26 protein-coding genes and 1 pseudogene are annotated in these 26,461 nt (G+C 37.0%); 8 read left to right on the forward strand and 19 right to left on the reverse strand.

Annotated features, from left to right (window positions below):
* Window positions 1-23: 23 nt before the first annotated feature.
* From A7P55_RS05615 to A7P55_RS05625, 3 genes are all read right to left on the reverse strand, one after another.
* The gene (locus tag A7P55_RS05615) at window positions 24-545 is read right to left on the reverse strand and encodes an acyl-CoA thioesterase (RefSeq protein ID WP_004801507.1); all 522 of its coding nucleotides are present in this window, start codon (window positions 543-545) and stop codon (window positions 24-26) included.
* 219 nt (window positions 546-764) lie between these two features.
* Window positions 765-1,388 (reverse strand): MarC family protein, encoded by a 624-nt coding sequence (locus tag A7P55_RS05620; RefSeq protein ID WP_171551413.1) that lies wholly within the window; start codon window positions 1,386-1,388, stop codon window positions 765-767.
* Between the two features lie 73 nt (window positions 1,389-1,461).
* Window positions 1,462-1,872 carry a J517_1871 family lipoprotein gene (locus A7P55_RS05625; RefSeq protein ID WP_171551414.1) on the reverse strand — a complete coding sequence of 137 codons (411 nt, stop codon included), beginning with the start codon at window positions 1,870-1,872 and terminating at the stop codon, window positions 1,462-1,464.
* Between the two features lie 300 nt (window positions 1,873-2,172).
* Between A7P55_RS05625 and A7P55_RS05630 the strand changes: the two genes are divergently transcribed.
* Entirely contained in the window at window positions 2,173-2,508 is a 336-nt protein-coding gene (locus A7P55_RS05630; RefSeq protein WP_171551415.1) for a hypothetical protein, read from the forward strand.
* Window positions 2,509-2,676: 168 nt separating this feature from the next.
* On the opposite strand, the gene A7P55_RS05635 is transcribed toward A7P55_RS05630, so the two are convergent.
* Complete coding sequence (locus A7P55_RS05635; RefSeq protein ID WP_171551416.1) at window positions 2,677-3,564, reverse strand: ArgP/LysG family DNA-binding transcriptional regulator; 888 nt, start codon at window positions 3,562-3,564, stop codon at window positions 2,677-2,679.
* A 200-nt stretch (window positions 3,565-3,764) separates the two neighbouring features.
* The gene (locus tag A7P55_RS05640) at window positions 3,765-4,928 is read right to left on the reverse strand and encodes an MFS transporter (protein WP_171551417.1); all 1,164 of its coding nucleotides are present in this window, start codon (window positions 4,926-4,928) and stop codon (window positions 3,765-3,767) included.
* A gap of 555 nt (window positions 4,929-5,483) precedes the next feature.
* Here A7P55_RS05640 and A7P55_RS05645 point away from each other — a divergent pair.
* The 5 genes from A7P55_RS05645 (at window position 5,484) to chrA (ending at window position 11,101) form a co-directional block, all read left to right on the forward strand.
* Window positions 5,484-6,080 carry a LysE/ArgO family amino acid transporter gene (locus tag A7P55_RS05645; RefSeq protein ID WP_171551418.1) on the forward strand — a complete coding sequence of 199 codons (597 nt, stop codon included), beginning with the start codon at window positions 5,484-5,486 and terminating at the stop codon, window positions 6,078-6,080.
* A gap of 214 nt (window positions 6,081-6,294) precedes the next feature.
* Window positions 6,295-7,572, forward strand: coding sequence for a site-specific integrase (locus A7P55_RS05650; RefSeq protein ID WP_005058260.1), 1,278 nt, complete (start codon window positions 6,295-6,297; stop codon window positions 7,570-7,572).
* Between the two features lie 73 nt (window positions 7,573-7,645).
* Complete coding sequence (locus tag A7P55_RS05655) at window positions 7,646-8,524, forward strand: toll/interleukin-1 receptor domain-containing protein (protein ID WP_005058259.1); 879 nt, start codon at window positions 7,646-7,648, stop codon at window positions 8,522-8,524.
* Between the two features lie 301 nt (window positions 8,525-8,825).
* The gene (locus A7P55_RS05660) at window positions 8,826-9,737 is read left to right on the forward strand and encodes a chromate resistance protein ChrB domain-containing protein (protein WP_005150545.1); all 912 of its coding nucleotides are present in this window, start codon (window positions 8,826-8,828) and stop codon (window positions 9,735-9,737) included.
* 11 nt (window positions 9,738-9,748) lie between these two features.
* The gene (chrA, locus tag A7P55_RS05665) at window positions 9,749-11,101 is read left to right on the forward strand and encodes a chromate efflux transporter (protein ID WP_005058256.1); all 1,353 of its coding nucleotides are present in this window, start codon (window positions 9,749-9,751) and stop codon (window positions 11,099-11,101) included.
* Window positions 11,102-11,151: 50 nt separating this feature from the next.
* Here the strand turns inward: chrA and A7P55_RS22855 are convergent, their stop codons facing one another.
* The 12 genes and pseudogenes from A7P55_RS22855 to A7P55_RS05725 all read right to left on the reverse strand — a co-directional run bounded on the left by A7P55_RS22855 (window position 11,152) and on the right by A7P55_RS05725 (window position 22,738).
* Window positions 11,152-11,277, reverse strand: coding sequence for a YHYH domain-containing protein (locus tag A7P55_RS22855; protein WP_000733641.1), 126 nt, complete (start codon window positions 11,275-11,277; stop codon window positions 11,152-11,154).
* 88 nt (window positions 11,278-11,365) lie between these two features.
* Window positions 11,366-12,673: an MFS transporter gene (locus A7P55_RS05675; protein WP_005058254.1), complete on the reverse strand. Its 1,308-nt coding sequence runs from the start codon at window positions 12,671-12,673 to the stop codon at window positions 11,366-11,368.
* Between the two features lie 81 nt (window positions 12,674-12,754).
* The gene (locus A7P55_RS05680) at window positions 12,755-13,393 is read right to left on the reverse strand and encodes a hypothetical protein (protein ID WP_005058253.1); all 639 of its coding nucleotides are present in this window, start codon (window positions 13,391-13,393) and stop codon (window positions 12,755-12,757) included.
* Window positions 13,394-13,404: 11 nt separating this feature from the next.
* Window positions 13,405-14,118: a HupE/UreJ family protein gene (locus A7P55_RS05685; protein WP_005058251.1), complete on the reverse strand. Its 714-nt coding sequence runs from the start codon at window positions 14,116-14,118 to the stop codon at window positions 13,405-13,407.
* Window positions 14,119-14,159: 41 nt separating this feature from the next.
* Window positions 14,160-14,495, reverse strand: a complete 336-nt coding sequence (locus tag A7P55_RS05690) for a hypothetical protein (protein WP_005058248.1) — start codon at window positions 14,493-14,495, stop codon at window positions 14,160-14,162.
* An 11-nt stretch (window positions 14,496-14,506) separates the two neighbouring features.
* Entirely contained in the window at window positions 14,507-17,635 is a 3,129-nt protein-coding gene (locus A7P55_RS05695) for a CusA/CzcA family heavy metal efflux RND transporter (RefSeq protein ID WP_005058246.1), read from the reverse strand.
* A gap of 11 nt (window positions 17,636-17,646) precedes the next feature.
* Window positions 17,647-19,125 (reverse strand): efflux RND transporter periplasmic adaptor subunit, encoded by a 1,479-nt coding sequence (locus tag A7P55_RS05700; RefSeq protein WP_005058244.1) that lies wholly within the window; start codon window positions 19,123-19,125, stop codon window positions 17,647-17,649.
* Between the two features lie 10 nt (window positions 19,126-19,135).
* A complete protein-coding gene (locus A7P55_RS05705) occupies window positions 19,136-20,335 on the reverse strand; it encodes a TolC family protein (RefSeq protein ID WP_005150543.1) in 1,200 nt (399 codons plus the stop codon).
* A gap of 48 nt (window positions 20,336-20,383) precedes the next feature.
* On the reverse strand, window positions 20,384-20,836 hold the full coding sequence (locus A7P55_RS05710; protein WP_005058242.1) for a hypothetical protein: 453 nt from the start codon (window positions 20,834-20,836) through the stop codon (window positions 20,384-20,386).
* Window positions 20,837-20,991: 155 nt separating this feature from the next.
* A pseudogene (locus A7P55_RS05715) lies at window positions 20,992-21,408 on the reverse strand (hydrolase or metal-binding protein); the annotation flags it as partial.
* A 383-nt stretch (window positions 21,409-21,791) separates the two neighbouring features.
* Window positions 21,792-22,013 (reverse strand): cold-shock protein, encoded by a 222-nt coding sequence (locus tag A7P55_RS05720; RefSeq protein ID WP_005214857.1) that lies wholly within the window; start codon window positions 22,011-22,013, stop codon window positions 21,792-21,794.
* Window positions 22,014-22,528: 515 nt separating this feature from the next.
* Complete coding sequence (locus A7P55_RS05725) at window positions 22,529-22,738, reverse strand: hypothetical protein (protein ID WP_005214855.1); 210 nt, start codon at window positions 22,736-22,738, stop codon at window positions 22,529-22,531.
* A 359-nt stretch (window positions 22,739-23,097) separates the two neighbouring features.
* On the opposite strand from A7P55_RS05725, the gene A7P55_RS05730 reads away from it, so the two are divergent.
* Together A7P55_RS05730 and A7P55_RS05735 are read left to right on the forward strand one after the other, a co-directional pair.
* A complete protein-coding gene (locus A7P55_RS05730) occupies window positions 23,098-23,274 on the forward strand; it encodes a hypothetical protein (protein ID WP_005214854.1) in 177 nt (58 codons plus the stop codon).
* Window positions 23,275-23,617: 343 nt separating this feature from the next.
* Complete coding sequence (locus A7P55_RS05735) at window positions 23,618-24,547, forward strand: hypothetical protein (RefSeq protein WP_005214852.1); 930 nt, start codon at window positions 23,618-23,620, stop codon at window positions 24,545-24,547.
* 199 nt (window positions 24,548-24,746) lie between these two features.
* Here the strand turns inward: A7P55_RS05735 and A7P55_RS05740 are convergent, their stop codons facing one another.
* Window positions 24,747-25,133: a hypothetical protein gene (locus tag A7P55_RS05740; protein WP_005214850.1), complete on the reverse strand. Its 387-nt coding sequence runs from the start codon at window positions 25,131-25,133 to the stop codon at window positions 24,747-24,749.
* A gap of 295 nt (window positions 25,134-25,428) precedes the next feature.
* Window positions 25,429-26,331, reverse strand: a complete 903-nt coding sequence (locus A7P55_RS05745; protein WP_171551419.1) for a hydrolase or metal-binding protein — start codon at window positions 26,329-26,331, stop codon at window positions 25,429-25,431.
* Window positions 26,332-26,461: the final 130 nt, after the last annotated feature.

The raw sequence follows: 26,461 nt of genomic DNA on the forward strand, positions 1-26,461 counted from the left end.
TGAATACGCCCTGCATTAAAAAATTAGCATTGAGTGGTTTTCTTAAACATACTGCATGAAGGCTGATGGACTTCTTGTAAACGTGTTGCCTTACGCTGCTCTGCGGCTTCAAAGCGACAACGCTTCCATTCAGTATCTAGATTTAATTGTGGTACTTCTTTCGGCTTACGCTGCTCATCCACTGCAACCATGGTGAAATAACAGGTATTGGTATGGCGGATGGTACGCTTCTGAATATTTTGCGCTTCAACACGAATACCTATTTCCATCGAAGTACGCCCAACGTGATTCACGCTGGCCAAAAAGGTCACTAGCTCACCCACATAAATGGGTTCTTTGAAATTAACGCGATCAACAGATAAAGTCACAACATAGCTGCCTGAGTATCGGCTTGCACAAGCATAAGCCACTTGATCAAGTAGCTTTAAAATCGTTCCACCATGAACATTACCTGAAAAGTTAGCCATATCAGGTGTCATCAAAACGGTCATTGTCAGCTCTGACTGGTCATCAGGTGCTTGGTTTGCTTGATCTAATTGATACATGGGAAGAGCTCATAGAGAATACAACATGATTATTATCGTTTATTCATGGGTATAAACATATGTGCAAAACGATAAAACATCATCAATTCTTTTTATGATCTTGTTATTGTTTAATTCAAAATAATGACATCCCAAGTATTTTTGATTCAATGCGTCCTCAAAACAAAGCGAATGTTTGAAAAAAATACTTGAGATGTAGAAATCAGGGCTTTATACAATTCAACCCAGATTAGCTGAACGAATTAGCCCAATGATACCGTTTACAATCATATCAATTGCGATCGTACCGATCAGCAAAGCAGATAAACGTCCGACAATATCAAAATAGCGATCAATATATTTTGCATGTTTATAGCGTAAATGATCATGACCAAACTTCATCAGGATCAAAATACTACAGGTTAAAATCAAGGTAATTGCAATAACAGCCATTGCACCCGTAAAAGGTACACTCACCCCTGTGACCACCGCTGCACTAATTGTGCCTGGACCGATCATAAATGGCATCGCGATGGTACCAGCCAGATGCTCAGGCGCACCCCGCATTTCTCCAATTGTTTCCGCCCCCTGAAATACATAACGGTAACCAATGACCAAGAAAATTAAACCACCAAAAATTTGAAAAGATTCGAAACGAACATTCAAATAGCGGCTAAAAATATTCTCACCACCCCAGGCAAATAGAATAAATACCCCGAAGGCGATCAAACTGCCCTGTATCAAGGCTTTACTAAATACCTTTGCATCGGTATTACGGATCATCCCGACCATGTAAACACTCATAAGGAAGGGATTGAGCAATGAGAAAAATAATGCAAACGCATGAATATAAGGAGAAAACATAACGGTCTCTTTAATCTGCGGAAAATTTTAACTGCCTGCAATCACAGGCAAGGTTTAGAGTCACAATACAAAATTAATTTAGGGCTTGCTTACACCCCACAGTGGCATTCTTTAACGAATCATCTTTATTCAGATCAAGATTAACCCCTAATCCCAATAGACTCATGTGAATGTTGGCCTTGCTGTTATTCAACGCTTTGACTTTAAACTTGACCCCTTTATCACTGTATAGGGTGTTATCAACCAACTTTACCTGATAAGACATGACTTCCTTACGGTCATCCATACACAGCATCCCACTGCCTTGACGGTTCAGAATTAACGCAACTGATGCAGCACCCGCTTCACCAGTCCAACTTCCTGAAAATGGAATCTGTGTTGTACTGAGTTGGTTAAATTGAGCAGGAGACATCGTCGTGATCGAAGTACAACCAACCAAACCCAATACTAAAATCGCGGGTAATAAAATATTCTTCACAATCATCACCTAAAACGATCAAAATCAAACAATTGTTACCATTTTCCCATATTAAGGACTTTTTTGATTTGTACCGCATGTATATGACTAGTATCGGAAATGTAAAAACATTAAATAAATCTGTGAGATCACCGTTATATTCAAGTTTTGTACAGAGATAAAACTAAAACCTCTAACAAAGTATTTAATTCTTTAAAGCAAAATAATCTAAATCATTTCACAAACAATTCATCATCAAAAATAATAAATTTTCCTTGATTTTTAGTTCAATCATCTGTAGATTTTCTTTTTGAGCGAGTAATTCAAATGAATTTCCAATCTATATTTGAAACGTTTCAAACTCTTCCAAATGGAACGGATGCCTACCAACAATTAAAACATCAATGTGAACAAGCCATTGTGGCTGCTGAGCACCCGCTTGAACACAACGCTTTGTTTCTTATTTATGGTTTTGCAAAAAACTATGTCCTACTCTATGAAGATCAAGCTGTCACGCCAGTTTTCGCAGACAAAGTAAAAGCACAAATTGTAGCTTATATGCATGAGCTGAATGAAGCATTAAACACGAAAGATGATAGCCGTATATTAACCGCCTTAAACAATGTCTCTAAACAATATATTGGAAGCTCTAGAATTTTCTAAGCCTTGTCGTCCAATATAATATTTAGGCTTGTTTTAGTTTTGACATTACTTCTAAACATTTATTAGGTTTCATTTCACCAATTAAACGTTTTAGAAGTAATGTTAGCTCATGCATTTAAAATCTTGCTCTATACACGATATAATATTTTTTATTGTTATTCTCTCATCTCAGGCCAAAATTAATCGAGCATGATTTACAATATGCTCAGTCAAAAGCTGTAATGGCTTTGATTGTTGATCCCAATGATGCCAATACAGTGGAATATCAACGCTAATATCAGGCAATAACCCAACCAATACTTCTGCTTTATTTTCAATATTCAGTTGCAGCTCGGGCACCATGCCATAGCCTAACCCCAACTTAATGGCGGTCACAAAAGACTCTGAAGATGGAATTAAATGACAAGGATAAGTCCCTTTCATCAATCCATAGTTTTTTTCCAGAAGATCAAAATGCATACGGTCTTTTTCATTAAAAATAATCGCTGGTGCAGCACGTAAAGTTTCTCGATGAACGCCTTCTGCAAACCATTTTCGTCTAAATTGTTCTGTCGCCATCATTTGATAACGCATCAAACCTAAATATTGCGCACGGCAACCACGCATGGGTTGATCTTCAATTGAAATACAGGCACTCACCGTCCCCTTTTCTAATAATGAATAGGTATGAGACTGGTCATCTGTTCTCAGCTCAATCACAATCTTTTCTTTGAGTAATACATCCTTTAATGCAGGAAGCAACCATGTCGCTAAAGAGTCTTCATTCGACCCAATCACAGTCTTAAAAAAATGTGATTCTCCTCCCCCAGTCAAACCATGAAGTAAGTTTTGTTCTAAACGTCGGATGTGCTGTATGTGTTCGAAGATCTGCTGACCTGCTTGTGTTAAGACACAAGGACGACCACGAATCAACAGTAGTTGCCCTAATTCTTTTTCAAGTGCTTGGACCCTCAATGTCACCGCTGATGCAGTAATACAGAGCTTGGCACCTGCTTGTTCGAAGCTTCCATTTTCAGCCACTGCAAAGAAGGCTTCACATTGTTTATTGTCTAGCATAAAAATCTTAAAAAAATTTAGGTAAATAAAAATAACATTAATCTTATTAAATTTTAAAAATAAAAAAAGATGATCATAATTAGAAAATGTTGATCTGCCTAAAGTCTGGTGCGATTCTGATTTATCTTGGCATCACTGGTTTTGGTAAGTTCATCCTGATCATGACCGGCACAAAATAGCTTTGTCCTGATTGAGGTAGATCAAACCAGTCTTTTTCTTAAATAGATAATACTGAGTAAGGCAAATGCCAAACCAATAAAAGACGGCGCATAACCAAAAGGTGTTGCCAACAACCCAACGATGACCGCACCGGCTACTGCGCCGCCATAATTAAAAATGTTAACACGAGCAATAATTTCATCGCGTCGGCTTTCATCCAAACGACCTACAGCAGAATATGTAAGCGGAACCAAAGCACCTACAGCAACACCAGCCAATGCAAAACCTAAAATAACTGTAACTAATGAATGGCTGATTCCAGATAATACACATCCGAATGCGCCTATCAGGAGCGTGACCAAAGCAATCCATGTCGCTGTTTTAAATTGCAGCAAATAATCAAGACTTAAGCGTGTGAGTAGAATTCCAATTTGATAAGCGGCATACCCTAAAGGTGCAATCGTTGCAGAGCTTGCCAAAACATCTTTGAGATAAATTGAACTCCATGTACTGATTGCAGAATCGACAGTAAACACAATCAAAATAATCAGCCCAAAAATAAGAAGCTGTTGATATGGAATCGCTGGTTTCTCTTGCGAAAGTATTTCTGAGCATTGTTTTTGCTGAAATAACCATTGCCTAGAGAGTTGCGAGGTGATGAAGGCAATCACCACTGCAATGCATAATGCTGTCGTTGCTCCAAGTGCAGTTGAAACCGTGGCTGACATAATCAATGCTCCTAAAAATGCAGCCGCGGTATAACATGCAAAAAAAACACCAAATACACTTTTACCAAGCCGTTGCTCCATCATAACCGCTTGCATATTCAGTGCTGCATCCAAACAGCCTAATCCAAGTCCATAAAGCAAAAAACTCGCAATCATGAGGATCACATTTGGACTAAATGCAGCAAGTGCTATTCCTATCGCTTCAAAAATAAAACCCGTCACTACGGCAAGTCGTGAGCCAAGCTTGACTGCGATACGATCAGCTAAAATTGAACCGAGTGCCGCTGCAATACATACTCCCAGAATAATCAGTGATAATTGATCATCTGAAAGTCTGAATCGACCTTTTATTGTGGGGAGTGCAGTCATCACGGTCGCATAGCCAAGGCCTTGTGTCGCAAAACCCAGCGCAATCACTTTCCTTGTTTTACTGAGCATCGGATTGTTTACACCTTGAATATGATGATTGAGGTCCATGCTTGACTCACTTCATTATTTTTAAATATGTGCTTGGATATTCCTTCGAACACTTCCTGTGTCGATTGTTTTTAATTTTGATCTAAAACAATTCTGAAAATAAGGGCAATAATTGAAAAATAAGGGGGGTAATTCGGACAACAATATTTAAACAGCTTTGTTGTATCAACCGACCTCTAAACACTTATTCAGTCATATCACTCTCAGATCAATAAAGCTGCAGCTAAAATCTATCGTACAACCCATTGGCATTTATTCTCAATGCCTCATCACAGTCTATTCAAAATACCCCTTTTCAGCTACAGCAAAAGATACTTCACCTTATTTTGTGTCCAATACAAATCCTAAAAAAAATTTAGCAAAACCAAAATAATCTTAATTTTACTGACTTTTATAAATAAAAAAAGATAATAGCAAACAGTAAATTTTTAATGGAAAAAAAAGCATCTAACACTTGATCTAAGCGTTAGACGAACTGCCTTTGCCTAAGCATATGCACGTTGTTTTCCATCCAAAGCCAGCACAGACCACCCTATATGATTGAGGAACCAAAATATGACTGCATTTTTCTATGGGCTTGGTATTGGCTTTTCTTTAATTTTAGCGATTGGCGCGCAAAATGCTTTTGTTCTAAAACAAGGCTTAAAACAGCAGCATGTTTTTTGGGTCTGCCTGATCTGTGCGCTTTCGGATTCTATCTTGATTTATTTAGGGGTCATGGGCTTTTCAAAAATCGTAATCGACTTCCCTTTGATCGTTACCATTGCCAAGTACTTTGGTGCTGCTTTTTTATTTTTATATGGGCTTCGAAATTTCTACTCAGCCATCAACAATAGTTCGGCACTGAATCCTAGTGAAATTGAAAAGGACTCACTGCTTAAAATTATTGGTATGTGCTTGGCCTTCACCTGGCTAAATCCACATGTCTATCTAGACACCGTGATTCTGGTTGGTTCGATTTCAGTTCAGTTTGCAGATCATCTGTACTTGTTTGCAGCTGGAACCATACTCTCCTCATGGATCTTCTTTTTCGCATTAGGCTATGGCGCAAGAATCTTATTGCCTTGGTTTAAAAAGGCCAGTTCATGGAGAATTCTTGATGTTGTTGTTGGACTGATGATGTGGGCAATTGCAACCAAGTTATTAATCTAAAACACAGAGAAATAAAAAAGCCCTTATTTTCATAAGGGCTTTTTCGTATTTGGCGGAAGCGGTGTCCGTCTAACAATAGTCCTAAGCAATCCAAATAAATGCTATAAAAATATATTATTCAAATACTTAATAATTATATCATCCTAATCCATCTTGTCTAATCCTACCATTTCCAGTATTTTATGAGGGGTAGGTTGAGGGGTAAATCAAAGGCATGCCAAAGAAATCCAAAGAGCTTTCTGCACTCAGTGTAGCAAGAATTAAAGAGACTGGTCGATACCACGTAGGCGGTGTTGATGGTCTTTGTTTAAATATCGAGGGAGATTCCCGTGTCTGGATTTTACGTGCCGTTGTGGGAAAACGTCTGGATAAAAATGGAAAATTAAAACCTCATCGCCGTGATATTGGTATTGGTCCATACCCTGAAGTTTCTTTAGCTGAAGCTCGTGCCAAAGCCACTGAATTAAAATTACAAATACGAAGTGGTATTGATCCAATTGTCCATCAACAGGAACAGCTTGCAAAGCTTCATGTTCAGCAACTACGGAACAAAACATTCATGGAATGTGCAAAAGTTGTTATTGGCAATAAAACCCGTGAACTCAAAAATGAAAAACATATTGGACAATGGTCATCGACACTAGAAACTTATATTTACCCAACTTTGGGCAATCTTACTATTGGTAACATTACTAAAGCCGAAATTGCTGAAGTTTTAAGACCTATTTGGGTTGAGAAAAACGAAACAGCCAAACGTATCCGTGGTCGTATAGAAACCATTTTTGATTATGCCAAGGCTATGGGATATTTTGAGGGTGACAACCCTGCTGAATGGAAAGGTAATCTTGAACCAATCTTGGGTAACTTAAAGCAGGAATCACGCCCTCACCCATCCCTGCCTTATGAACAAGTTGCTGAGTTCATCCATCATCTAAGACAGAAAAAAGGAATTTCACCTAAAGCTTTGGGATTTGCAATTTTAACCGCCTGTCGTTCTGGTGAGATTTTTGGGGCGAAATGGCAGGAAATTGATTTTAAGAATAAGGTCTGGATTATTCCTAAAGAACGGATGAAAGCCGATAAAGAGCATCGTGTACCTTTGTCTGAAGAAGCCATTACGTTGCTTGAATCAATTCAAGAATATAGCCAACCACAAGATTTCATTTTTCCAGCTCCACGTTCTGGAGAAATGCTTTCTGATATGTCATTAACCACATTGATCAAACGAATGCATGAACAAAAGCTTAAAGAAAATGGCTTAGGCTATATTGATCCTAAACAAAATCGGGTGATTACTACGCATGGTTTTCGTTCCACATTCCGTGACTGGTCGGCAGATAAAACTAATTACGATCGTGCAGTATGTGAACATGTGTTAGCACATAAATTGCCAGATAAAGTTGAAGCTTCTTATCTACGTGGAAATTATCTAGGAAAGCGTAAAGGTTTAATGGCTGATTGGGCAGAGTATTGCTCTACGCTTACACAATGACGTAATACATAGACCTTGTATTTAACCCAACCAAATAATAATCTTATTCTTTAATATTTATCATTGAGCCAACATGTCAATACAAACTATAAGCAGTACCATAACAAGATTAAATAAGGAGTTAGCAGATATTACCCATCGAATGAGCTTAGAACAGAAAAAGGGAGCTGATATAATTTCTAAAATTTTACAAATTCAAAATTCTATCGGGAAGACAACTAGCCCTTCTACATTAAAAACAAAGTTAACAGAAATTAGTCGGAAAGAACAAGAAAACGCTCGAATACAATCAAAACTTTCAGACTTGCAAAAGAAGAAAACTGATATTGACAATAAGCTACTGAAAGAAAAACAGAACCTTATAAAAGAAGAAATACTGGAAAGAAAAAAATTAGAGGCTCTGACTAAAAAACATCAGAAAGACGAAATTGAACATCAAAAGAAACTGAAACGTGAAATTGATGCTATTAAGGCTTCTACCCAATACATTACTGATGTTTCAATACCATCTTACAACAATACAATACCTGAGATTGAACCAGAATATGATTTGTTTATTTCACACGCTTCAGAAGATAAAGAAGATTTTGTCAGACCACTTGCAGAGACATTACAGCAACTTGGAGTAAAAGTTTGGTACGACGAATTCACGTTAAAAGTTGGGGATAGTTTGCGTCGTAAAATTGATAGTGGTCTCCGAAACTCTAAATACGGTACCGTTGTTCTTTCAACTGACTTTATAAAAAAAGACTGGACCAACTATGAACTTGATGGCTTAGTAGCCCGTGAAATGAATGGTCACAAAATGATTCTACCGATTTGGCACAGAATTACTAAAAATGATGTTTTAGATTATAGTCCGAATTTAGCTGATAAAGTCGCCTTAAATACTTCTGTAAATAGTATTGAGGAAATTGCCCATCAATTAGCTGATGTCATCTTAAATCGATAAGCACCTTCTAAGAGTTAAAATTTTGACTGAGATTTACAAAGAACCTAATTCTCAGTCAACTTTTGCACACCCTGCAATTTAAACAATTTTTTTGATAAGTAGTACTAAACTCACAAATATTGAAGTGTGCTGAAACAATATATAACCAAATAATTTATATAAAATCATAAACTTAAAAAACAACTGCTCTTTAGTCATTTCCGCACTTTAATATTTCTTCTGATATAAGAAATCACTTCTTTGTATTTGCCCTTTAATTTTTTATATGTAATATATTAAACAAATAAGTTGAGTATATTACATGAAAATATCCTTACTCATATCCTCATTGCCTACGCAGAACACAACCACTCGTATGAGAGTCTGGCGATCTCTCAAAGCAAGTGGCGCAGCAATTCTAAGAGATGGGGTCTACTTACTCCCTATTTCGCATAGTGAAAAGTTTGACCCTATTGCTAATGATGTTATTTCAGAACAAGGAACTGCTTATGTGTTTCATGCTGAGCAACCCTTAAATCTTGAACTTGCTCCTTTCTTCAATCGAAAAGAAGAATACGACACTCTCTATAAACAACTTTCTGAGTTAAGAGATCGACAGACTAAAGATGAAAAGAAAGAGCTACTCAAGCAAGTTCGTAAACTGAGAAAAAGTATCGATGCGCTTGTAGAAATTGACTTCTACCCCGATGAGACTCAAGCACAGGTTTTAAATGAGCTATCTTCATTAGAACTTTCAATTGCACGTCTTGGTGAAGTGAATGAGCCTCAAGCGATACAAGCTCATATTCAACTTCTAGATAAAGCTAGTTATCAAAACAGAATTTGGGCAACACGTAAAAGACCTTGGATTGATCGTCTAGCCTCTGCATGGCTAATAAAGACATTTATTGATACCTCACCAACATTCATTTGGTTAGAAATGCCAAGTGACTGCCCAGAAGCAGCATTAGGATTCGATTTTGATGGTGCAACTTTCAGTCATGTCAATCATTGGGTGACCTTCGAAGTTCTTTTACATAGTTTTAATTTAGAAACACCTGCATTAAAGAAAATTGCTGAAATTGTTCATTACTTAGATGTCGGTGGAATTGAGCCTCCCGAAGCAATCGGTATTGAAAAGGTTATTCAAGGAATTAGAAGCCAGATAAGTGACGATGACCACCTATTTGCCTTATCAAATCACATTTTCGATGGCTTATATGCCAACCTATAAAGAGAATAATCATGGAACAAGAACAAGCCGCTGTACATGAAGAACCAGCACAGCCAGTTCATTTTTGGCAAGCTTTCTTATTTTGGCTTAAATTGGGGTTTATTAGTTTTGGTGGACCAGCGGGGCAAATCGCTGTTATGCACCAAGAACTCGTTGAACAAAAACGTTGGATTTCTGAAAAGCGTTTTTTACATGCTCTCAACTACTGCATGTTACTGCCTGGGCCTGAAGCACAACAATTAGCAACCTATATCGGTTGGTTGATGCATAGAACCGTTGGTGGATTAGTTGCAGGAATCCTTTTTGTATTACCCTCTCTATTTATCCTGATTGGTCTGTCATGGGTCTATGTAAAATTTGGTGATGTTCCTATTATTGCAGGTCTTTTTTATGGGATTAAACCAGCTGTTGTTGCTATCGTTTTTCATGCGACATATCGGATTGGTAGCCGATCGTTGAAAAATAAGTTTTTATGGGCAATCGCTGCGCTTGCATTCATCTCTATATTTTTCTTTAACTTGCCATTCCCCTTAATCGTTCTAACGGCTGCGATCATTGGATATTTAGCAAGTAAAAAATATCCAAGCGTTTTTACAGGCGGAGGTTCACATCAGCAAGGTAAAAAAGATTATGGTCCCGCATTAATTGATGATGATACACCTACCCCAGAACATGCCATATTTAGTTGGAAACATTTAGCTAAGATACTTTTGATTGGAGCAATCCTATGGCTTGCCCCAATTTTCAGTTTGGTTTTAACGCTTGGTTGGGATCATGCTTATACTCAAATGGCTTGGTTCTTTACAAAAGCTGCTTTGCTCACATTTGGTGGTGCTTATGCAGTATTACCTTATGTTTATCAAGGTGCTGTTAATTTTTATGGTTGGTTGAGTCCAACACAAATGATCGATGGTTTAGCCCTTGGAGAAAGCACCCCAGGTCCTCTGATCATGGTTGTTGCGTTTGTAGGATTCTTAGGTGGCTTTAATCATGCTCTGTTAGGCAATGATCATCTGTTCTTGGCAGGTGCGTTGGGTGCTGTGATTGTGACTTGGTTTACTTTCCTGTTTTCTTTCATTTTTATTCTAGCTGGTGCTCCAGTGATTGAATCAACCCACAATGAATTAAAATTTACTGCACCTTTGACGGCAATCACTGCCGCTGTTGTTGGTGTAATTTTAAATCTTGCACTTTTCTTCAGTTACCACGTTTTATGGCCAAATGGATTCGATCATCCATTCAACTATGAAGCAATGGTTATTGCGATTGCAGCATTCATCGCCTTGTTCCATTTTGAAGTCAAAGTCATGTATGTCATTTTAGCTTCGGCATTCTGTGGTTTGATTTTGTACATTGGTGCGTAAACTTATAATTTTTAATAAAAAAGGAAGCTTAGCTTCCTTTTTTTATACCATTAGTGGCAGTGACGATCCCCTGTTTTACTATTCGTGTGGCATCCTGAAGAATCAGTACCACCTGAATGAGCAAAAGCATTTGTTACCGCAAGCCCCATTAAACATACCAAGATTAGTTTTTTCATATTGTTTCCCTTTTTATTGAACGATAAAACAAGTTTGAAATTGTACAACAAACAAACGATTTACTTCTAAGCCATTAGTCGAAAAGAATTATTTAGGCCATTTTTGATGATGGTCATCAATCACATACTCATGCACATGTACACCATTAATTTGATGCTGAATCACATGTTCGTGGTCTGCGGGTAAATCATCATGGCTATGTGCTAGAAAATCTTCATCTTTAGTTGTCCATAAGCATAATGCAAGAATGAGAGCAATAATCGCAATAACAGCCATCGGAATAAAAGTCTGTAATGTGCCTATATTCGTACTCAACCATCCAACCAATGGATAAGTGATCAGCCAACAAGCATGAGAGAAAGCAAATTGGGCGGCAAACAATGATGTTCTATTCTCACTTGATGCAGACTTACGAATCAAGCGACCTGTAGGTGTTTGTGAAACTGAATATCCAATACCAAGGACAAACCAAAGTGCTAACAAACCATTATAAGATGCAATCAAAGAACCACTGAATAGTCCAATGACAAGAATTGTTGTTCCCGTCAACATGACTGATCTATCAGGAAATTTATCCAATATCTTTGGTAAAACAAAAGCAGATAACATTGACCCAAGTCCAAAAAGACCAAATGCCCATGTCGTTGCATTTTCGGTAAGTTTAAATGTCGATTGAACCAATACAACAGTATTTACAATCACAACAGCACTCGCCGAAGCAATAGCTAAATTTAAAGCAAGCAACGCCTTAAGTCTCGGCGTATTAAAATAAATTTTAGCTCCCTGCTTTATACGGCTATAAACACCTCTAAACTCAGGCACTTTGGCGACTGGTAATTTTGCACTTACCACAAACAAAGCAGAACCGATAAAACCTAATACTGTTCCTAAAAACAGATTATGGTAGCTCATGACAGTGAGTAAGAAACCTGCCAACATTGGGCTGATAATGTTTTCTAAATCATAGGCTAGTCGAGACAATGACAAAGCATTGGTATAGTCTTTTTCTTCAGGCAGAACATCTGGAATCATTGCCTGAAATGTTGGCGTAAATGCAGCAGATGCAGATTGCAGAATAAAAATGAGAATATAGATTTGCCAGATTTGTGTCACAAATGGTAGGCACAAAGCTGTTAATGCTCGGATAATATCTAATCCAACCAATACCTGTTTTCTTGGTAAGCGCTCTGCAAATGCTGATGCTATAGGTGCTACACCGATATAAGCAATCATCTTAATTGCCAAAGCAATACCAAGAACTTGAGCAGCTTCTCCCTTGGCAATATCGTATGCCTGTAAAGCTAGGGCGATCGTGATTAACCCTGTTCCAATGAGTGCAATCACTTGGGCCAAGAACAAATGCCGATATGTGGTATTTTTTAGTACTTCTAGCATTTTATGGATTCCTTTTTAGAATCTGACATCTATAACGATTAAATCTCCTTGGAAGACTATTCCAAGGAGATTGATTAAAGCTTAAAAGACTTTCTTCATTTCACTAAACTGTCCTTCTACAAGTAGAGTTACAGTCACTGGATTTTCTGTACGGTTACGCCAGAACCAACCATGTTTACCATCAAAAGCTGCTTTTAAGACACCTTGTTGAGTTGTCTCATTCTTGCCTTTTCCATAGCCATGATAGAACCCTTTAGGGGCATTTACGGGATCACCATGAGTATCATAGTTAAGACCACCTCCTACAGCTTTCCAATCAAAGTTGACACTTGCACTTTGTGGCATTGTTAGTTTTACCTCTGTTGCCTGCCCAGGTTTTAACTCAATACTAATGCTCTCTTTATTAATCGCAGGCATGGTCATCTGAACAGTATCAATTGCCGTTTGAGTCGGAGTTTCTACTGACATTTCTTCAGCACTATTCACTACCTGTTGAGCATTGAGACCATTCACTGATTCTTGAGCGAGTGATTGTTTGATTTCACCCATTTTCGTTAAGCCAAGCACTTTACCTATACCCGTCGGATCAATCGCATACTCCGCAGGCATGACACAGGTAACCAACACGACCACAGCACTAACGGCAGCTATCGCTGTTGATTTAATTAACTTTCTTGATGAAGGTAATTCGATATCTTTTGGAATTTCAGCGTTATACATAATTTAGATCCTTATTGAGTAATGAAGCCAGTAAGTTGATAGCCAACAAGTAAAAAACCGAGGAACATGAGGAAGACATTGCTTTGATAGGCTGTTTTAAAGAAATACGATGTCTTTCTCCAAAACGTCATCAATAACATGATGATGCACAGAGCCATAAACTGACCTAATTCAACCCCAATATTGAATGAGATTAAATTTGCCAACAGTCCATCACTCGGAACTTCATACTCCTGAATTTTTACTGCGAGTCCAAAACCATGAATCAGACCAAAAATTAAAGTCGCTACTTTCGTGTTTGGTTGAAAACCAAACCAACGCTGATAAGCCCCCAAGTTATCAAGAGCCTTATAAACAATTGAAAAACCAATGATTGCATCAATGATGTAAGCATTTATCGAGATATTGTAATAAACACCCACGAGCATGGTAATCGAATGCCCAAGTGCAAATAGGCTGACGTACAAGCCGATATCTTTCATTCGATATAAAAAGAAGATAATGCCAACAAGAAATAATAAATGGTCATATCCAGTGACCATATGCTTAGCACCCAAATAGATGAATGGAATCACATGAACGCCATAAATTTCTTGAATGTAGCCCTTATCACCTTCTGCTACACCATGAGCAAAAAGTGTAGGACTTGCCAATGTAATGAATAAAGTAAGTAATCGCTTTATGTAAGCACTTAATTTCACAATGTGTGAATCAATAATTTGCATGTATATCAAACTCCAAAATTTAAAATGAATTGAAAATCCATTCACTTTTTGGGCGGTTTAAAAATACGGCTTATCATCAAAAAAACATATTCTTTACACCAATCTAGAATCGATATCCCCTTTAATAGATGAGCTAAAGCAATCGATTTAAGTACGTCATAACCAACAAAATGTTCATAGTAGTTATCCTGATGACCATGTGAATGTTGTTGGCTGACCTCATGATGATGAGAATGAATTGCGTCAATTGAAACGTGTCTCTGAAATTCATTTTCAGTTACATGCTCATTAAAGTGCAAACATAAAGCGAGACTGATCATGCAGACTAGCCACATCATCACAAATTTGCTTTGTTTATCTCGCAATATATTTGTCATTAAAGATGCCCCTAAACAACCTGTTCAGTAGCATCGTTTGATTTTCTTGACCAACCTTGGTTAAACCACACATATAAGGTCGGCAAAATAATCAAAGTCAGTAAGGTTGATGAAATAATCCCACCAATAACGACAGTTGCAATTGGACGTTGAACTTCAGAACCAATACCTACGTTTAAAGCCATTGGGATAAAGCCTAGAGAAGCCACTAAGGCTGTAATCAACACAGGGCGAAGTCGTTCCATTGCACCATGTCTCACCGCATCAATGACACTTTCCCCTTGCACTCGAAGCCTTTGAATGGCAGAAACAAGAACTAAGCCATTCAGCACAGCCACACCTGACAATGCGATAAAGCCGACGGCAGCAGAAATTGAGAATGGAATATCCCGTAAAGCTAAAGCGATCACACCACCTGTTAATGCAAATGGTACGCCTGTGAATACCAAGACACTGTTTCTAACATTACCTAAAGCCATGTAGATCATGGCAAAGATCAGAATTAAAGCAATTGGAACAACAACCATGAGTCGATTCGATGCAGACTCCATTTGTTCAAATGTACCCCCCCAAGTCAGCCAGTAGCCTTCTGGTAATTTAAAATCTGCATTCAGCTTAGATTGTGCTTCTGCAATGTAACTACCAATATCTGTACCACGGACATTTGCTGTGATGACGATACGACGCTTACCATTCTCACGAGAAATTTGGTTTGGTCCTTGAACATTTTTTAACTCGATCAATTCTGATAAAAGTACACTTGAACCATCAGGCAGATTCACAGGAACTTGATAGAGTTTTTCTAAGTCTGTGACAGAGTTTTGATCCATTCGAACAACAATATCGAACTTTCGATCACCTTCAAATACCTTACCTGCTGTCTCACCAGTGATGAGGCTAGAAACCTGTTGCTGTACATCCTCAGCATCAAGCCCATAGTTGGCAATCATGTCTTTTTTCAGCTCGACAGATACCATGGGTAAACCCGTCATCTGTTCAACTTTCAAGTCAGCAGTACCATTCACTCCCTCTAAAATTTTAGCGGCAGCGTTTGCTGATTCAAGTAGTTGACCTAGATCATCACCATATATTTTCACAGCAACATCGGTACGGACACCTGAAATAAGTTCGTTAAAGCGCATTTGAATCGGCTGAGTGAACTCGTAATTATTTCCATAAACACCTTTAGCTACTCGTTCAATATCTGCAACGACTTCCGCTTTTGGTTTCTTTGGATTTGGCCACTCGCTACGTGGCTTCAACATGACAAAGTTATCAGCCACATTGGGTGGAACTGGGTCAGTGGCGATTTCTGCTGTTCCAACTTTGGCAAACATGGTCTGAACTTCAGAAATTTTCACAATTTCTTTTTCAAGCGTGTATTGCATTTCAACGGCTTGAGTTAATGAAGTACCTGGGATACGCAAAGCATGTAATGCCACATCCCCCTCATCTAAAGAAGGTATAAATTCTGAACCTAAACGAGTTGAAAGACTTGCACTGAATATAAAGAATATTGAGACAAAGGCGATCAGTAAATATCTGTGATTTAAAGACCAATCTAAAATTGGGCTATACAATTTCTTAATAAAATGAACAATCTTTGACTCTTCTTCTTTAATTTCACCTGTAGTAACTAATGCCACCATTGCAGGGACAAACGTAATTGACAGAATCATTGCACCAACTAAAGCCATAACTACCGTTGCAGCCATTGGTGTAAACATCTTGCCTTCAACACCAGTCAAAGTCATCACAGGCAGATAAACCAAAATAATGATCAATTGACCATAAAGAATCGCTTTTCGAGATTCCTTTGTTGCTTCAAACACAGTCGTAAAACGTTCTTTTTGAGTCAGAATACGTCCTAACTCTTTTTGCTTCATGGCTAATTTAGCGAGAGATGCCTCGACAATAACCACCGCACCATCAACAATAATTCCGAAATCGAGTGCACCTAAACTCATTAAATTGGCACTGATCTTTTGGTTAACCATGCCTGTAATTGTCATCAACATGGATAATGGAATCACCATCGCCGTAATCAAGGCTGCTCGGAAATGTCCAAGAAAAAGAAAAAGTACCACAATGACCAGAATTGCACCTTCAAGTAAATTCTTCTTCACTGTCTGAATCGTTGCATCAACTAAAGTTGTTCGGTTGTAGACTGCTTTCGCTTCAACACCTTCAGGTAGCGACTTTTGAACCTGTTGTAGCTTTTGATCTACAGCATGAGCAACATTTCGAGAGTTTTCGCCAATAAGCATGAACGCTGTACCCAGTACAATTTCTTGCCCATCTTTGGTCGCAGCACCTGTCCGTAATTCATGACCAATCGATATTTTTGCAACGTCTTTCAATCTGAGGATATAACCATTGCTCGTCGTGATCGGAATATTTTGGATTTGTTCAATCGAGTTAATTTGAGAATCAGAACGGATTAAATACTGCTCACCATTTTTCTCAATGTACCCTGAACCTTTGTTCATGCTGTTCTTAGAGATCGCCTCTAAAATAGCTTTCTGATCCAGCCCTATACTACGCAAATAAGCATAATCAGGTTGAACAACAAATTGTTTTAGATAGCCACCAATAGTATTGATTTCATTCACACCCTCTACATTTCGAAGCTGAGGTTTAATGACCCAATCTTGCAAGGTTCTTAATTCAGTGGGTGAAAGTGGGTTTAGACTATTCTTGGCATTCTCAACTGTATACATGAAGATCTCGCCAAGCCCTGTAGAAACAGGTCCCATTGAAGTCGATATGCCGCTTGGTAGTGTTGGTGTCACGCCTTGCAATTTTTCATTGACAATTTGACGGGCAAAATAGATGTCCGTCCCCTCCTTGAATATCGCCGTGACCTGAGATAAACCGTATCTCGACACAGAACGTGTATATTCAAGATTAGGGATACCTGCCAAAGCTGTTTCAATCGGGTAAGTGACTTGTGACTCCATCTCCATAGGAGACAAGCCTTGTGCTTCACTGTTGATTTGGACTTGTACATTTGTGATATCAGGAACAGCATCAATAGGTAGTTTAAAATAGTTATAAACACCCAATGCAGCTACGAATAGGAAGACGATCAGTACAAGCCAACGATTCTTAATCGAAAGCTTAACAATTTGGTCAAACATAGTACTACCCCTTAATGATCATGAGTAGCGCCAGATTTACCTAGCTCTGCTTTTAATAAATAAGAATTGCCTGCCGCATAAACCTGACCTGCTTTTAAGCCTGACTTAACTTCAACAAACCCGTTATATTTTTCACCCAACTCTAATGGACGTGCTTCAAAATCATTGCCTACACGAATGAACACCACATCCCAATCACGGAAGTTTTGTAAAGCATCTTCACGAACCACCATAGGCTTCAAGCTTTGATTTTCAAAAATATGTGCGGTGATCAATTGACCTGAACGCCATTTAAATTGGTTGGCAATTTCAACAAAGACTTGAGCAGTACGTGTTTTTGGATCAATGATATCACTGATGTATTTGATCGTCCCCAATGCTTCTTCTGTGCCTGATTGAATTTGAGGTTTTACAGTCACCTTAGCATTCGGGTTAATTGTATTCAGCTTATCCGCAGGAACATTGACTACTGCAAGTAACTGAGATGTATTGGCAATTTTAAATATTGGCGAAGCTGGTGTGACATTTGATCCAACTGCCCCTAGCACTTGTAAGACTGTGCCAGACATCGCAGCCCGAACTTCAATTGTACCGTTGCCTGAACCACCATAAGAGCTGATTAAATTGTTCAGTTCATTGGCACGAATCTGAGCATTATCAAATTCACGCTTTGCATTAATGTAGTCAATTTCAGGCGATACTCGTTTTTGAAATAACGTTCGCTCTTGCTCCATCTTTTTACGTGCAAATTGCAAATTATCTACTGCAATAGAACGCTCAGCATTTAAGCGGATCAAGTCTTGGCTTTGTACTGTAGCTAATAAATCACCTTGACTTACTTTATCGCCAATCGTGCGATATGTTTTGATGAGTGTTCCACTTGCTTTCGGTGTGATAAAACTTTCAAAATTATCAGGGAACTTCAATTCTCCCTTTAACTCTAAAGCATTTTCAAACATCATGGATTCAACTTTTAGGAGCTCTAAACCACTGCTCTTGATACTACTGTCCAACATGGTGACACGACCTTCTTTGGTGTCCCATTTCCACGTATGTTTTTTACCTTGATAATCAACGTTGACAATCATTAAAAATGAATGTGGTTCATAGACAATTTCATTACCGATCAAGTAATCACTCTCTGGTTTAAATTGAATATTTTGCTCTGCATCCAAACGTTTGATGTAGACATTTGCCGTTAATGCTTCAGGTTTAAGCGGTTTATCTTTGAAATACCCATAAACACGGAGATGTGGTTCTACGCCCTGCTCAAAGATTTTCACTTCCGCTGAGAAATCGCCATCACGATATAAACGTCCACCATGAGGTCCTTTCTCGTCACCTGCTACTGCAACTTTTACTTCTGTTGCTTCCCCATGTGCTGAAGAAGACTGAGTCTTTTGACCTGTCTTGTACCATGCCACAGCACATAACACGACAAGCAAGGCAATAATGCCCGTAGCCATTAAAGTATTGGTTGGTTTATTCATATTCTTGCCCTTATTCTTGATCTAAATGAGTAATGTAGTTGCGCTCGACTTCTGCAATTTCTGTCTGCAAAGCCAACCACAAATCGAATCGAGCAAGATGTTTGTCTAACCAAATTTGCTTAATGCTATTGAACTCAAGTAACGAGTTTTTCCCTGCTTGGTATCCCATCTCTGCAATGCGAAGACTTTCATTGGTTGCGGGCAAAACGGTTTGATCATATTGGTGGATCACATCGATTAAGTTAGAAACCTCAATGGACTTGTTTTCCAGTTCAATTTTAGAATTACGGCTAACCCATACAGACTGCGTTTCAGCTTTCATCTGTTCCGCTTGGGCAATCGCAATATTGCCTTTATTTCGGTTGAAGATATTGAGTGGTATTGAGGTTGAAACTTGGAATACCTTGTCATTGGTTTCTTGATAGTTTTTGACCCCAACACCCAAAGTGATATCAGGTATTGCTTCTTTACGAGCGAGTTCAAATTGTGTCTTTTTCAATTTTGAACTCAGAAACGCTTCTTGCTCAGCCAAACTAATTTTGTCTGTGAAATTAAAACTTAGAGGAACTTCTAAAGCGTTACTTGGTAGATTCGATGTGAACTTAGAGCACAGATTCTTCTGAAACTGCCCCTTTTTCACTTCATTTTGATAACGTAGTTTTGATTCAGATGAAAGTGCTGCACTGAGCTGAGCATCCGAAGGAATGACTCGCCCAAACTTGAGCCTTTCCGAAAGAACATTGGCTTGTCTTGCATTAAACTTGCTTTCTGTTGAATAAACTTCAGCACGTTGAGTTGCCACATACCAGTTCGCCATACAGATTCTTAAATCTGCTTTGAGTTCAGCCTGACGCTTTGCTATTTCGAACTGATTACGATCACCTTGAAAACTCGCAATTTGCTTTCTCAAGGAGAGTTTATTACTAAGAGGAATCTCTTGTGACAACCCTAACAAGGTTGTTGAGCCATCCAAACCCTTCAATTTGGAATTACCAAGATTATCCAACTCCACATTGAAAGTAGGATTATTTAATCTGCCAGCAAACTTTTGGTTGATTTCATAAGCTTGCTCGGACTGCTGTAGGCTATTGAGTACAGCATCACTTGCGATAACCTGCTTTTGTAGTTCAGCATAATTCGTTTCCGCAAATGCGTTTGCTGCCGTTACTACAAAACCACAGCTAAGGAATAGCTGATAAATTTTAGACATGACTTTACCTATACAAAAAAATGAATAATTATTTTTTGTATATAAAAATCAATTTCTTAGAACAATAAGAGCTTTTGTATAGGTATAAGAATTACGTAAAATAAATATTCTTTTTCTAAAGTCAAATACCCGAATCTGATGTTCAGATAACTTTAGGAACAGAAAAATAAGAGCAGTGATAAAACTTAGAATAAACACAGGGTCTATGCTTAGATCACTATCAGAAGAAATAGGCTTCACCGAGTGATGGTAGATTGGCTCATCAAAATTCTTCCAAGTGTGTGTTTCTACATCATGATCAGTCATACTTGTAAAAGAATCACCTGAGTGCTGCAAAGACCAATGACTTGATGCATCATCTTCCACAACAATACTTAATTCATGTTGGTGTTCAATATTTTCAAGTAAAACAGGTGCCCACGCATGAACTCCCGTAATTGTTATCGTAAACAAAAACAGGATAAATGCGAGTATAAGCTTAGACAACCTACTTGAACGCATGACGATGGACATACTTCTGATTTGCTAACAAAATACTAAAAAGCGTTATTAAAGTAAATCCATCTCTCAGATATTCTAGAAGTGAATATCTTCTTATCTACAGACCAAAATCTGCAAAAAAAGAGTACGAGTACTCTTTTCTAATTAAATTCATTTCAATTCAAAGCCTGCACCGACTGCTGCAACCCTTTCTGAATATCCTGAACATGAGTGAGATCATAAGATTGTTGATGCTGCTCTGGCTTCGTTTCATCCGTATAAAACTCCTCAACAATATCCAAGCCCTCTTCACCACCCACCTCAAAACTGGCATTACAATAGCTCTGCCTTGCCACATGGTCTAAAGTCTACTGATAAAACCCTACTGCTTTGCTTTGTTCATCCGTCTGTTTGGCTGAGCTAATTGCCCCATGAAAGCTCATTCCATAAGTTATGGTTAAGCTCAATTAATATAACAAGCTATGGTGCTTTTACCTCATGAAGTAAGTTGTAATGACAGGTATTATAAAAGATCATCCGATGCTGCATCGGTAATAACGCAGCCGTACTGCTAAAGCGAGTATTTTATTAAAAAATGAAATAGGCCACTCTTCTAGATACGTTTGGGATGTGACTATAGGAGCAATTATCTTATCTTGGCGAAGCGTCTATGAGCTTATTTATCAGATGAAAAAAATAAAACACAATTCTGTACCAAAATCTAATTTAGATATCAGTAAAAAAAGCCTAATTTTGGTAAATTAGGCTATAAACTTTTTATAATTAAAATTTTAGTTAAAACCACTAAAACTAATTTTTTTTGATCGGCATGATGCGATCTCATGCTTAACGTTGATATTTGAACTTGTCGATTATAGCTCGATCATGGCTAAGTGTTAGGAATACGTTTATTCTATTCACTGCTCAAATACTACCGTATCGCCTACGGATTCGATCAAAACTATTTGATCCAAAGTTAAGAATTTAACTGGATAATTGTAATATCACTCGCCTGTAGCCCTTTTTTTCCTTGCAAGACGTCAAATTTAACTCGCTGACCTTCGAAAAGAGTTTTAAAACCACTATTTGCGATTGAACTATAATGAGCAAAAACATCTTGACCATCATCAGATTGAATAAAACCGAAACCTTTTGTTTCGTTAAACCATTTAACTGTGCCATTCATATAACTAGACATAAAAAATCATTTCTCTTTTGAGAATTTAATTAATAAATTAAACTTTAAAATAATAATTTTGAAACTAAAATATCAAATAAGCGAAAAATGCAAAAGAAGAATTTTAATGAGACAAATATATTTTCCTATCGTTAGAATCAACTATACACTCTTAATTTTTAATAGCAACTTATATTATTTTAGGTGAATATTACAAATATTTACCTCTTCGATAACTTCAAAAATATCATAATCATAGTCCTCTCACGCCATATGATTATAATTTTTAAAATAACTTTCTTGGCTTATTTTTATCTAAAATATCCTACCTAATAGCTTACATCTCTTTAAAATTTATCTATAGTATCTCTTCTTCCTGATCCAGAGCAGGAATATATTTCGTCACTTCTTAATACATTATAAATTCTGCTCATCAATATTGATAAAAAATGTAATAAACAATACAAAGATATTAGCTTATTCTTTACAAGAAAAAATAAAAATGAGTCTATTCAAACTCAATAAAGCTAGTATTTTTACTTTATATAGTAGCTACTACCATCTAAACTATTAAAAACCCAATCTAGCGTAGGGTAAATAATTTCCCCTTTTATCAAAATGTATTCAATTTTTAAACTTTGAACTCGTTTTTTTTGAAGTGCACTTTCAGTATTTTCATCTGAGTAATTTGCGTGCGCTCTTTTCTCTCTACCCTGATAATCAACAACCGTAATGTCTTTTAGCATAAATATGCTCCAATTTAATCAAACATAGTATGCCTAGTAGTGCATATATACAATTGATAATTTAACCACTCCCTAATTTCATTAATTTTCAGAAAATTAAATACTGTGATAAAAATTTGATCAAAAAATTATATATGTATGTTTTATGTAGCTCTACTTGAAATTTAAATGATATATTTCGAGACTTTATATGATAATACTCAAGCATTTATATATAATTGATTTTATTTATGAAATATTTCATCGAGATAAACAGCATTTTTGGCACATATCAACACATATAGGTCTTAAAACTATCGTAGTGTAACGGCTTTTACAGCGTACTATGGGTTTTCCACAGTGAAGTTAAGAAGATAAAAATGTCAGGTTTCAAAAGTTTCTCACAAAATACTACTACCCATGCAAATACAATTAAAGTTCAAGCAAATGAGCATTCAGAAGTAAAGTCCCCTACTGAAACCCAGCCTTCACAAACTCCAAGTTCTGAAAGTGATCAATCTGGAAATAATGACCAACCAGATCCTAACAATAAATAATTCCTTATTAACAGTGCCTTAAAACTTATTTAAGGCTCTGCTATTATCGTGAGAAAAGTAATACAGTGATTTACTTTACTGTTAATTATTTTATCAATTTAATTTGTTTAGCTCTTTAAGAAATTGCAACTATTCATTCCTAAAATTAATATGACTAGTCTCTCAAATCTGAGGGGCTTTTTTAATTGCTCTAATACAACATAAGAAGTCGTGAGCAACATAGAAATTGCTTTCTTTACAAAAAATTATTTTCCACGCTATTTATAATTTCGCAGCTTAAAAAAGAACATAATTTTATTTCTCATGTGCTACTCTGTTGAGTTTTCTTAAGAAACGCTTTGCCATGAATTCTAAACAACAATATGAGGCAAGTGCATTTCAGTGGTCTTTTTTATTACCCAGATATTGGGGTATATGGATTGCCATCATTGTTCTGATGATATTTGCTTTACTCCCTTGGTCTATACAATGTCGATTTGCGAAAATTTTATCAAACCTGTCATGGAAATTTCTACATTCCAGAAGAAAAACTACAGTCAAAAACCTTTCTCTATGTTTCCCTAACAAAACATATGAAGAAATTGAAACAGATGCAAAACAGGTTTTTTTCAATGCAATGCTTGGCGTTTTCGAAGCCCTAAATGCATGGTACCGACCGCAGTGGTTTGTAAACAGAATCCATGTTCATGGTACAGAATATCTAAAAAGTTCTCATGACAAAGGCATCTTATTACTAGGTAGCCATACAACACTATTGGATGCTGGTGGTTTCGTGAGTAGCCGTTTCTTCGATTTAGATGTGGTTTATAGACCACAAAATAATCCCCTTTTAGATATGATGATTACCAGATGCCGCTCTCAAATTTATAAAAATCAGATTTCTAAAGATGATATGAGAGCACTGATCAGCAACTTAAAACATGGTCATGCCATTTGGTATAGTCCCGACCAAGACTTCGGTCTTAAACAGGGTGTAATGGCTCCATTTTTTGGCATACCCGCAGCAACACTAACTGCACATAGACGGCTAATAAAAATTACAAATTCTGTCGCCATCCCACTATTTTTTTATAGAACTGGAGACATCAAAAATCCTCAATATCATATTTTATTAGAACCTCCTCTTGATAACTTTCCAAGCAATGATGAAGTAGCAGATGCGACTAGAGTCAATCTTATTTTGGAAAGACAGATCAAAACACAGCCTACTCAATATATGTGGTTTCATCGAAGGTTTAAAACCAGAATAGATGGACAAGAAAAAATATATTAATATTTTCTAAAAATCATTGAAAAATATCAGAATAACATGGAGATGTTTGATTAATTTTATTCTACATTATTTGAATATAGCAACTATTTATCTGTTTTATATGTCTTTATTAACATCTAAACATAAAAGTGTTTCAAATAAACTAAAGATGATCTCATTTCTATATTTGTAAGAGTTAAAGCATCATTTACTTTTATTGTCATCTTTCTAAATAGTTCATTGAACCCATGTTATAGGCATCAATGGAGTCAATATCCACAATAATGCTGGTGGTAGTAGTGGTAGGTACTTTTTGGGTACCGATCACATAAATTGCATCTGTAAGATGTAAGGTATCGATGTTCTTAAGATAGGTTAAGTCATCTTCCTCTTTGGAAATTTGTTCAGTAGTGAGACTTTTTCGTCCACTCTCCCTAAATGTTTTTAGGACGAGATTTTGTTCTATATTATAAAAGTCATCTCGTGGAATAATTCTTCCTGAAATCATTAGACCATTGACAGCCAAAGTTACAGCAATACCATCTTTTACTTTTTCAAGATCACTATTAATCATCAACACTAACATTCTTAATACAGCATGTTTCATAAAGTATCCTTTATCATCTTTATAATTATCAAAAAAATATATAAAATTATACACAGCATAATTTCATGCTTAAAATCAATTTCTATAAAAAATTAATATATAAATTATAGAATATTTTAAAATATAGTATCACAGTTAAGATATTTAAATTAATAAATATCATATTATTTCTTAAATTTAGGCTATAAAAATTTTACATTTTTAAATTCCATATATTAATAATAAAAATCAAGCTTCTCTACATTATTTTAAAAATTAAAGAAAATAAAAAGGCATCATTTGATGCCTTTTTATTTTAGTTCAAAGCCTGCACCGACTGCTGTAACCCTTTCTGAATATCCTGCACATGACTCAGGTCATGTGTTGACTGAGATGATTCTTGTTTGGGTTCATCTGTATAAAACTCCTCCACAATATCCAACCCCTCTTCACCACCGACCTCAAAGCTGGCATTGCCGTAACCCTGCCTTGCCACATAATCCAAAGCCTCCTGATAAAATCCTGCTGCCTTACTCTGCTCATCAATTTGTTTGGCTGAAGTAATCGCTTCTTTAAGATTTGTGCCGTCACGTAAGGTTAAATCCACGTAATAGATCGGAGTACGATAACTTTGTGTAGTGCTTTTACCTCGTAAAGTCAGTTGTAATGGCAAGCATGAAAGTAAATCACCTGAAGCTGCATGGTAATAACTCAGTCGTGCTGCCAGCGTCCGAATACTATTAAAGCCTGTGGTTCTAAAGATAAATGTACCAAACTCATCTGATTCATCTAAATTGACATAGAGTCTTCCGTAGGGCTTGCATAGTCCACCCTGTGCCAGTGGACATAAATCAGGTGATGGGCATGAGTGTTGTTCAATGCCATTTGGTCCAAGTCGCTGACAGCTTTCGCCATTGCCTGAGCAGATTAAACGTCCTGTTTGTCGATCAAATAAGCTGTACTCTGCTCGTAGGTTCAATTCAGGATCATTGAAAATCATCCGTACTGGAATGGTTCTGAGTTTTTGGTTTTGATTGGGTGCTTTAGCACGTAGTTGCTCATCTAATGGATGTTTCACCCAACCATCCTTATTTTGGATTTGGCTGGTAATGGTAAACTGATCATCCTTTTCAGGCAGTCTTTTTCCATTCTTTTCGACAATCTTGCCGATGCTGATACGACCGAGTACAGGTGGGGTAATAGCTAAACCTTTAATCATGGTGATGTCCTCTATAGTGATGTATAAATTCGGGTAAATAAAATTTTGCGCATAAAAAATCCCATACCTATTGAGGCATGGGATCAGTGATTTTTTGATATTGATTGATTTGATACGTAGTTAGGAAATA

This window comes from Acinetobacter sp. Ac_5812, assembly GCF_013072695.1.
In the GTDB taxonomy this organism is placed as follows: domain Bacteria; phylum Pseudomonadota; class Gammaproteobacteria; order Pseudomonadales; family Moraxellaceae; genus Acinetobacter.

What these genes read in the sequence shown, in the direction of transcription:
- A7P55_RS05615 (WP_004801507.1), bottom strand. Translation starts at nt 545, where the DNA reads ATGTATCAATTAGATCAAGCAAACCAAGCACCTGATGACCAGTCAGAG.
- A7P55_RS05620 (WP_171551413.1), bottom strand. Translation starts at nt 1,388, where the DNA reads ATGTTTTCTCCTTATATTCATGCGTTTGCATTATTTTTCTCATTGCTC.
- A7P55_RS05625 (WP_171551414.1), bottom strand. Translation starts at nt 1,872, where the DNA reads ATGATTGTGAAGAATATTTTATTACCCGCGATTTTAGTATTGGGTTTG.
- A7P55_RS05630 (WP_171551415.1), top strand. Translation starts at nt 2,173, where the DNA reads ATGAATTTCCAATCTATATTTGAAACGTTTCAAACTCTTCCAAATGGA.
- A7P55_RS05635 (WP_171551416.1), bottom strand. Translation starts at nt 3,564, where the DNA reads ATGCTAGACAATAAACAATGTGAAGCCTTCTTTGCAGTGGCTGAAAAT.
- A7P55_RS05640 (WP_171551417.1), bottom strand. Translation starts at nt 4,928, where the DNA reads ATGGACCTCAATCATCATATTCAAGGTGTAAACAATCCGATGCTCAGT.
- A7P55_RS05645 (WP_171551418.1), top strand. Translation starts at nt 5,484, where the DNA reads ATGACTGCATTTTTCTATGGGCTTGGTATTGGCTTTTCTTTAATTTTA.
- A7P55_RS05650 (WP_005058260.1), top strand. Translation starts at nt 6,295, where the DNA reads ATGCCAAAGAAATCCAAAGAGCTTTCTGCACTCAGTGTAGCAAGAATT.
- A7P55_RS05655 (WP_005058259.1), top strand. Translation starts at nt 7,646, where the DNA reads ATGTCAATACAAACTATAAGCAGTACCATAACAAGATTAAATAAGGAG.
- A7P55_RS05660 (WP_005150545.1), top strand. Translation starts at nt 8,826, where the DNA reads ATGAAAATATCCTTACTCATATCCTCATTGCCTACGCAGAACACAACC.
- chrA (WP_005058256.1), top strand. Translation starts at nt 9,749, where the DNA reads ATGGAACAAGAACAAGCCGCTGTACATGAAGAACCAGCACAGCCAGTT.
- A7P55_RS22855 (WP_000733641.1), bottom strand. Translation starts at nt 11,277, where the DNA reads ATGAAAAAACTAATCTTGGTATGTTTAATGGGGCTTGCGGTAACAAAT.
- A7P55_RS05675 (WP_005058254.1), bottom strand. Translation starts at nt 12,673, where the DNA reads ATGCTAGAAGTACTAAAAAATACCACATATCGGCATTTGTTCTTGGCC.
- A7P55_RS05680 (WP_005058253.1), bottom strand. Translation starts at nt 13,393, where the DNA reads ATGTATAACGCTGAAATTCCAAAAGATATCGAATTACCTTCATCAAGA.
- A7P55_RS05685 (WP_005058251.1), bottom strand. Translation starts at nt 14,118, where the DNA reads ATGCAAATTATTGATTCACACATTGTGAAATTAAGTGCTTACATAAAG.
- A7P55_RS05690 (WP_005058248.1), bottom strand. Translation starts at nt 14,495, where the DNA reads ATGACAAATATATTGCGAGATAAACAAAGCAAATTTGTGATGATGTGG.
- A7P55_RS05695 (WP_005058246.1), bottom strand. Translation starts at nt 17,635, where the DNA reads ATGTTTGACCAAATTGTTAAGCTTTCGATTAAGAATCGTTGGCTTGTA.
- A7P55_RS05700 (WP_005058244.1), bottom strand. Translation starts at nt 19,125, where the DNA reads ATGAATAAACCAACCAATACTTTAATGGCTACGGGCATTATTGCCTTG.
- A7P55_RS05705 (WP_005150543.1), bottom strand. Translation starts at nt 20,335, where the DNA reads ATGTCTAAAATTTATCAGCTATTCCTTAGCTGTGGTTTTGTAGTAACG.
- A7P55_RS05710 (WP_005058242.1), bottom strand. Translation starts at nt 20,836, where the DNA reads ATGCGTTCAAGTAGGTTGTCTAAGCTTATACTCGCATTTATCCTGTTT.
- A7P55_RS05720 (WP_005214857.1), bottom strand. Translation starts at nt 22,013, where the DNA reads ATGTCTAGTTATATGAATGGCACAGTTAAATGGTTTAACGAAACAAAA.
- A7P55_RS05725 (WP_005214855.1), bottom strand. Translation starts at nt 22,738, where the DNA reads ATGCTAAAAGACATTACGGTTGTTGATTATCAGGGTAGAGAGAAAAGA.
- A7P55_RS05730 (WP_005214854.1), top strand. Translation starts at nt 23,098, where the DNA reads ATGTCAGGTTTCAAAAGTTTCTCACAAAATACTACTACCCATGCAAAT.
- A7P55_RS05735 (WP_005214852.1), top strand. Translation starts at nt 23,618, where the DNA reads ATGAATTCTAAACAACAATATGAGGCAAGTGCATTTCAGTGGTCTTTT.
- A7P55_RS05740 (WP_005214850.1), bottom strand. Translation starts at nt 25,133, where the DNA reads ATGAAACATGCTGTATTAAGAATGTTAGTGTTGATGATTAATAGTGAT.
- A7P55_RS05745 (WP_171551419.1), bottom strand. Translation starts at nt 26,331, where the DNA reads ATGATTAAAGGTTTAGCTATTACCCCACCTGTACTCGGTCGTATCAGC.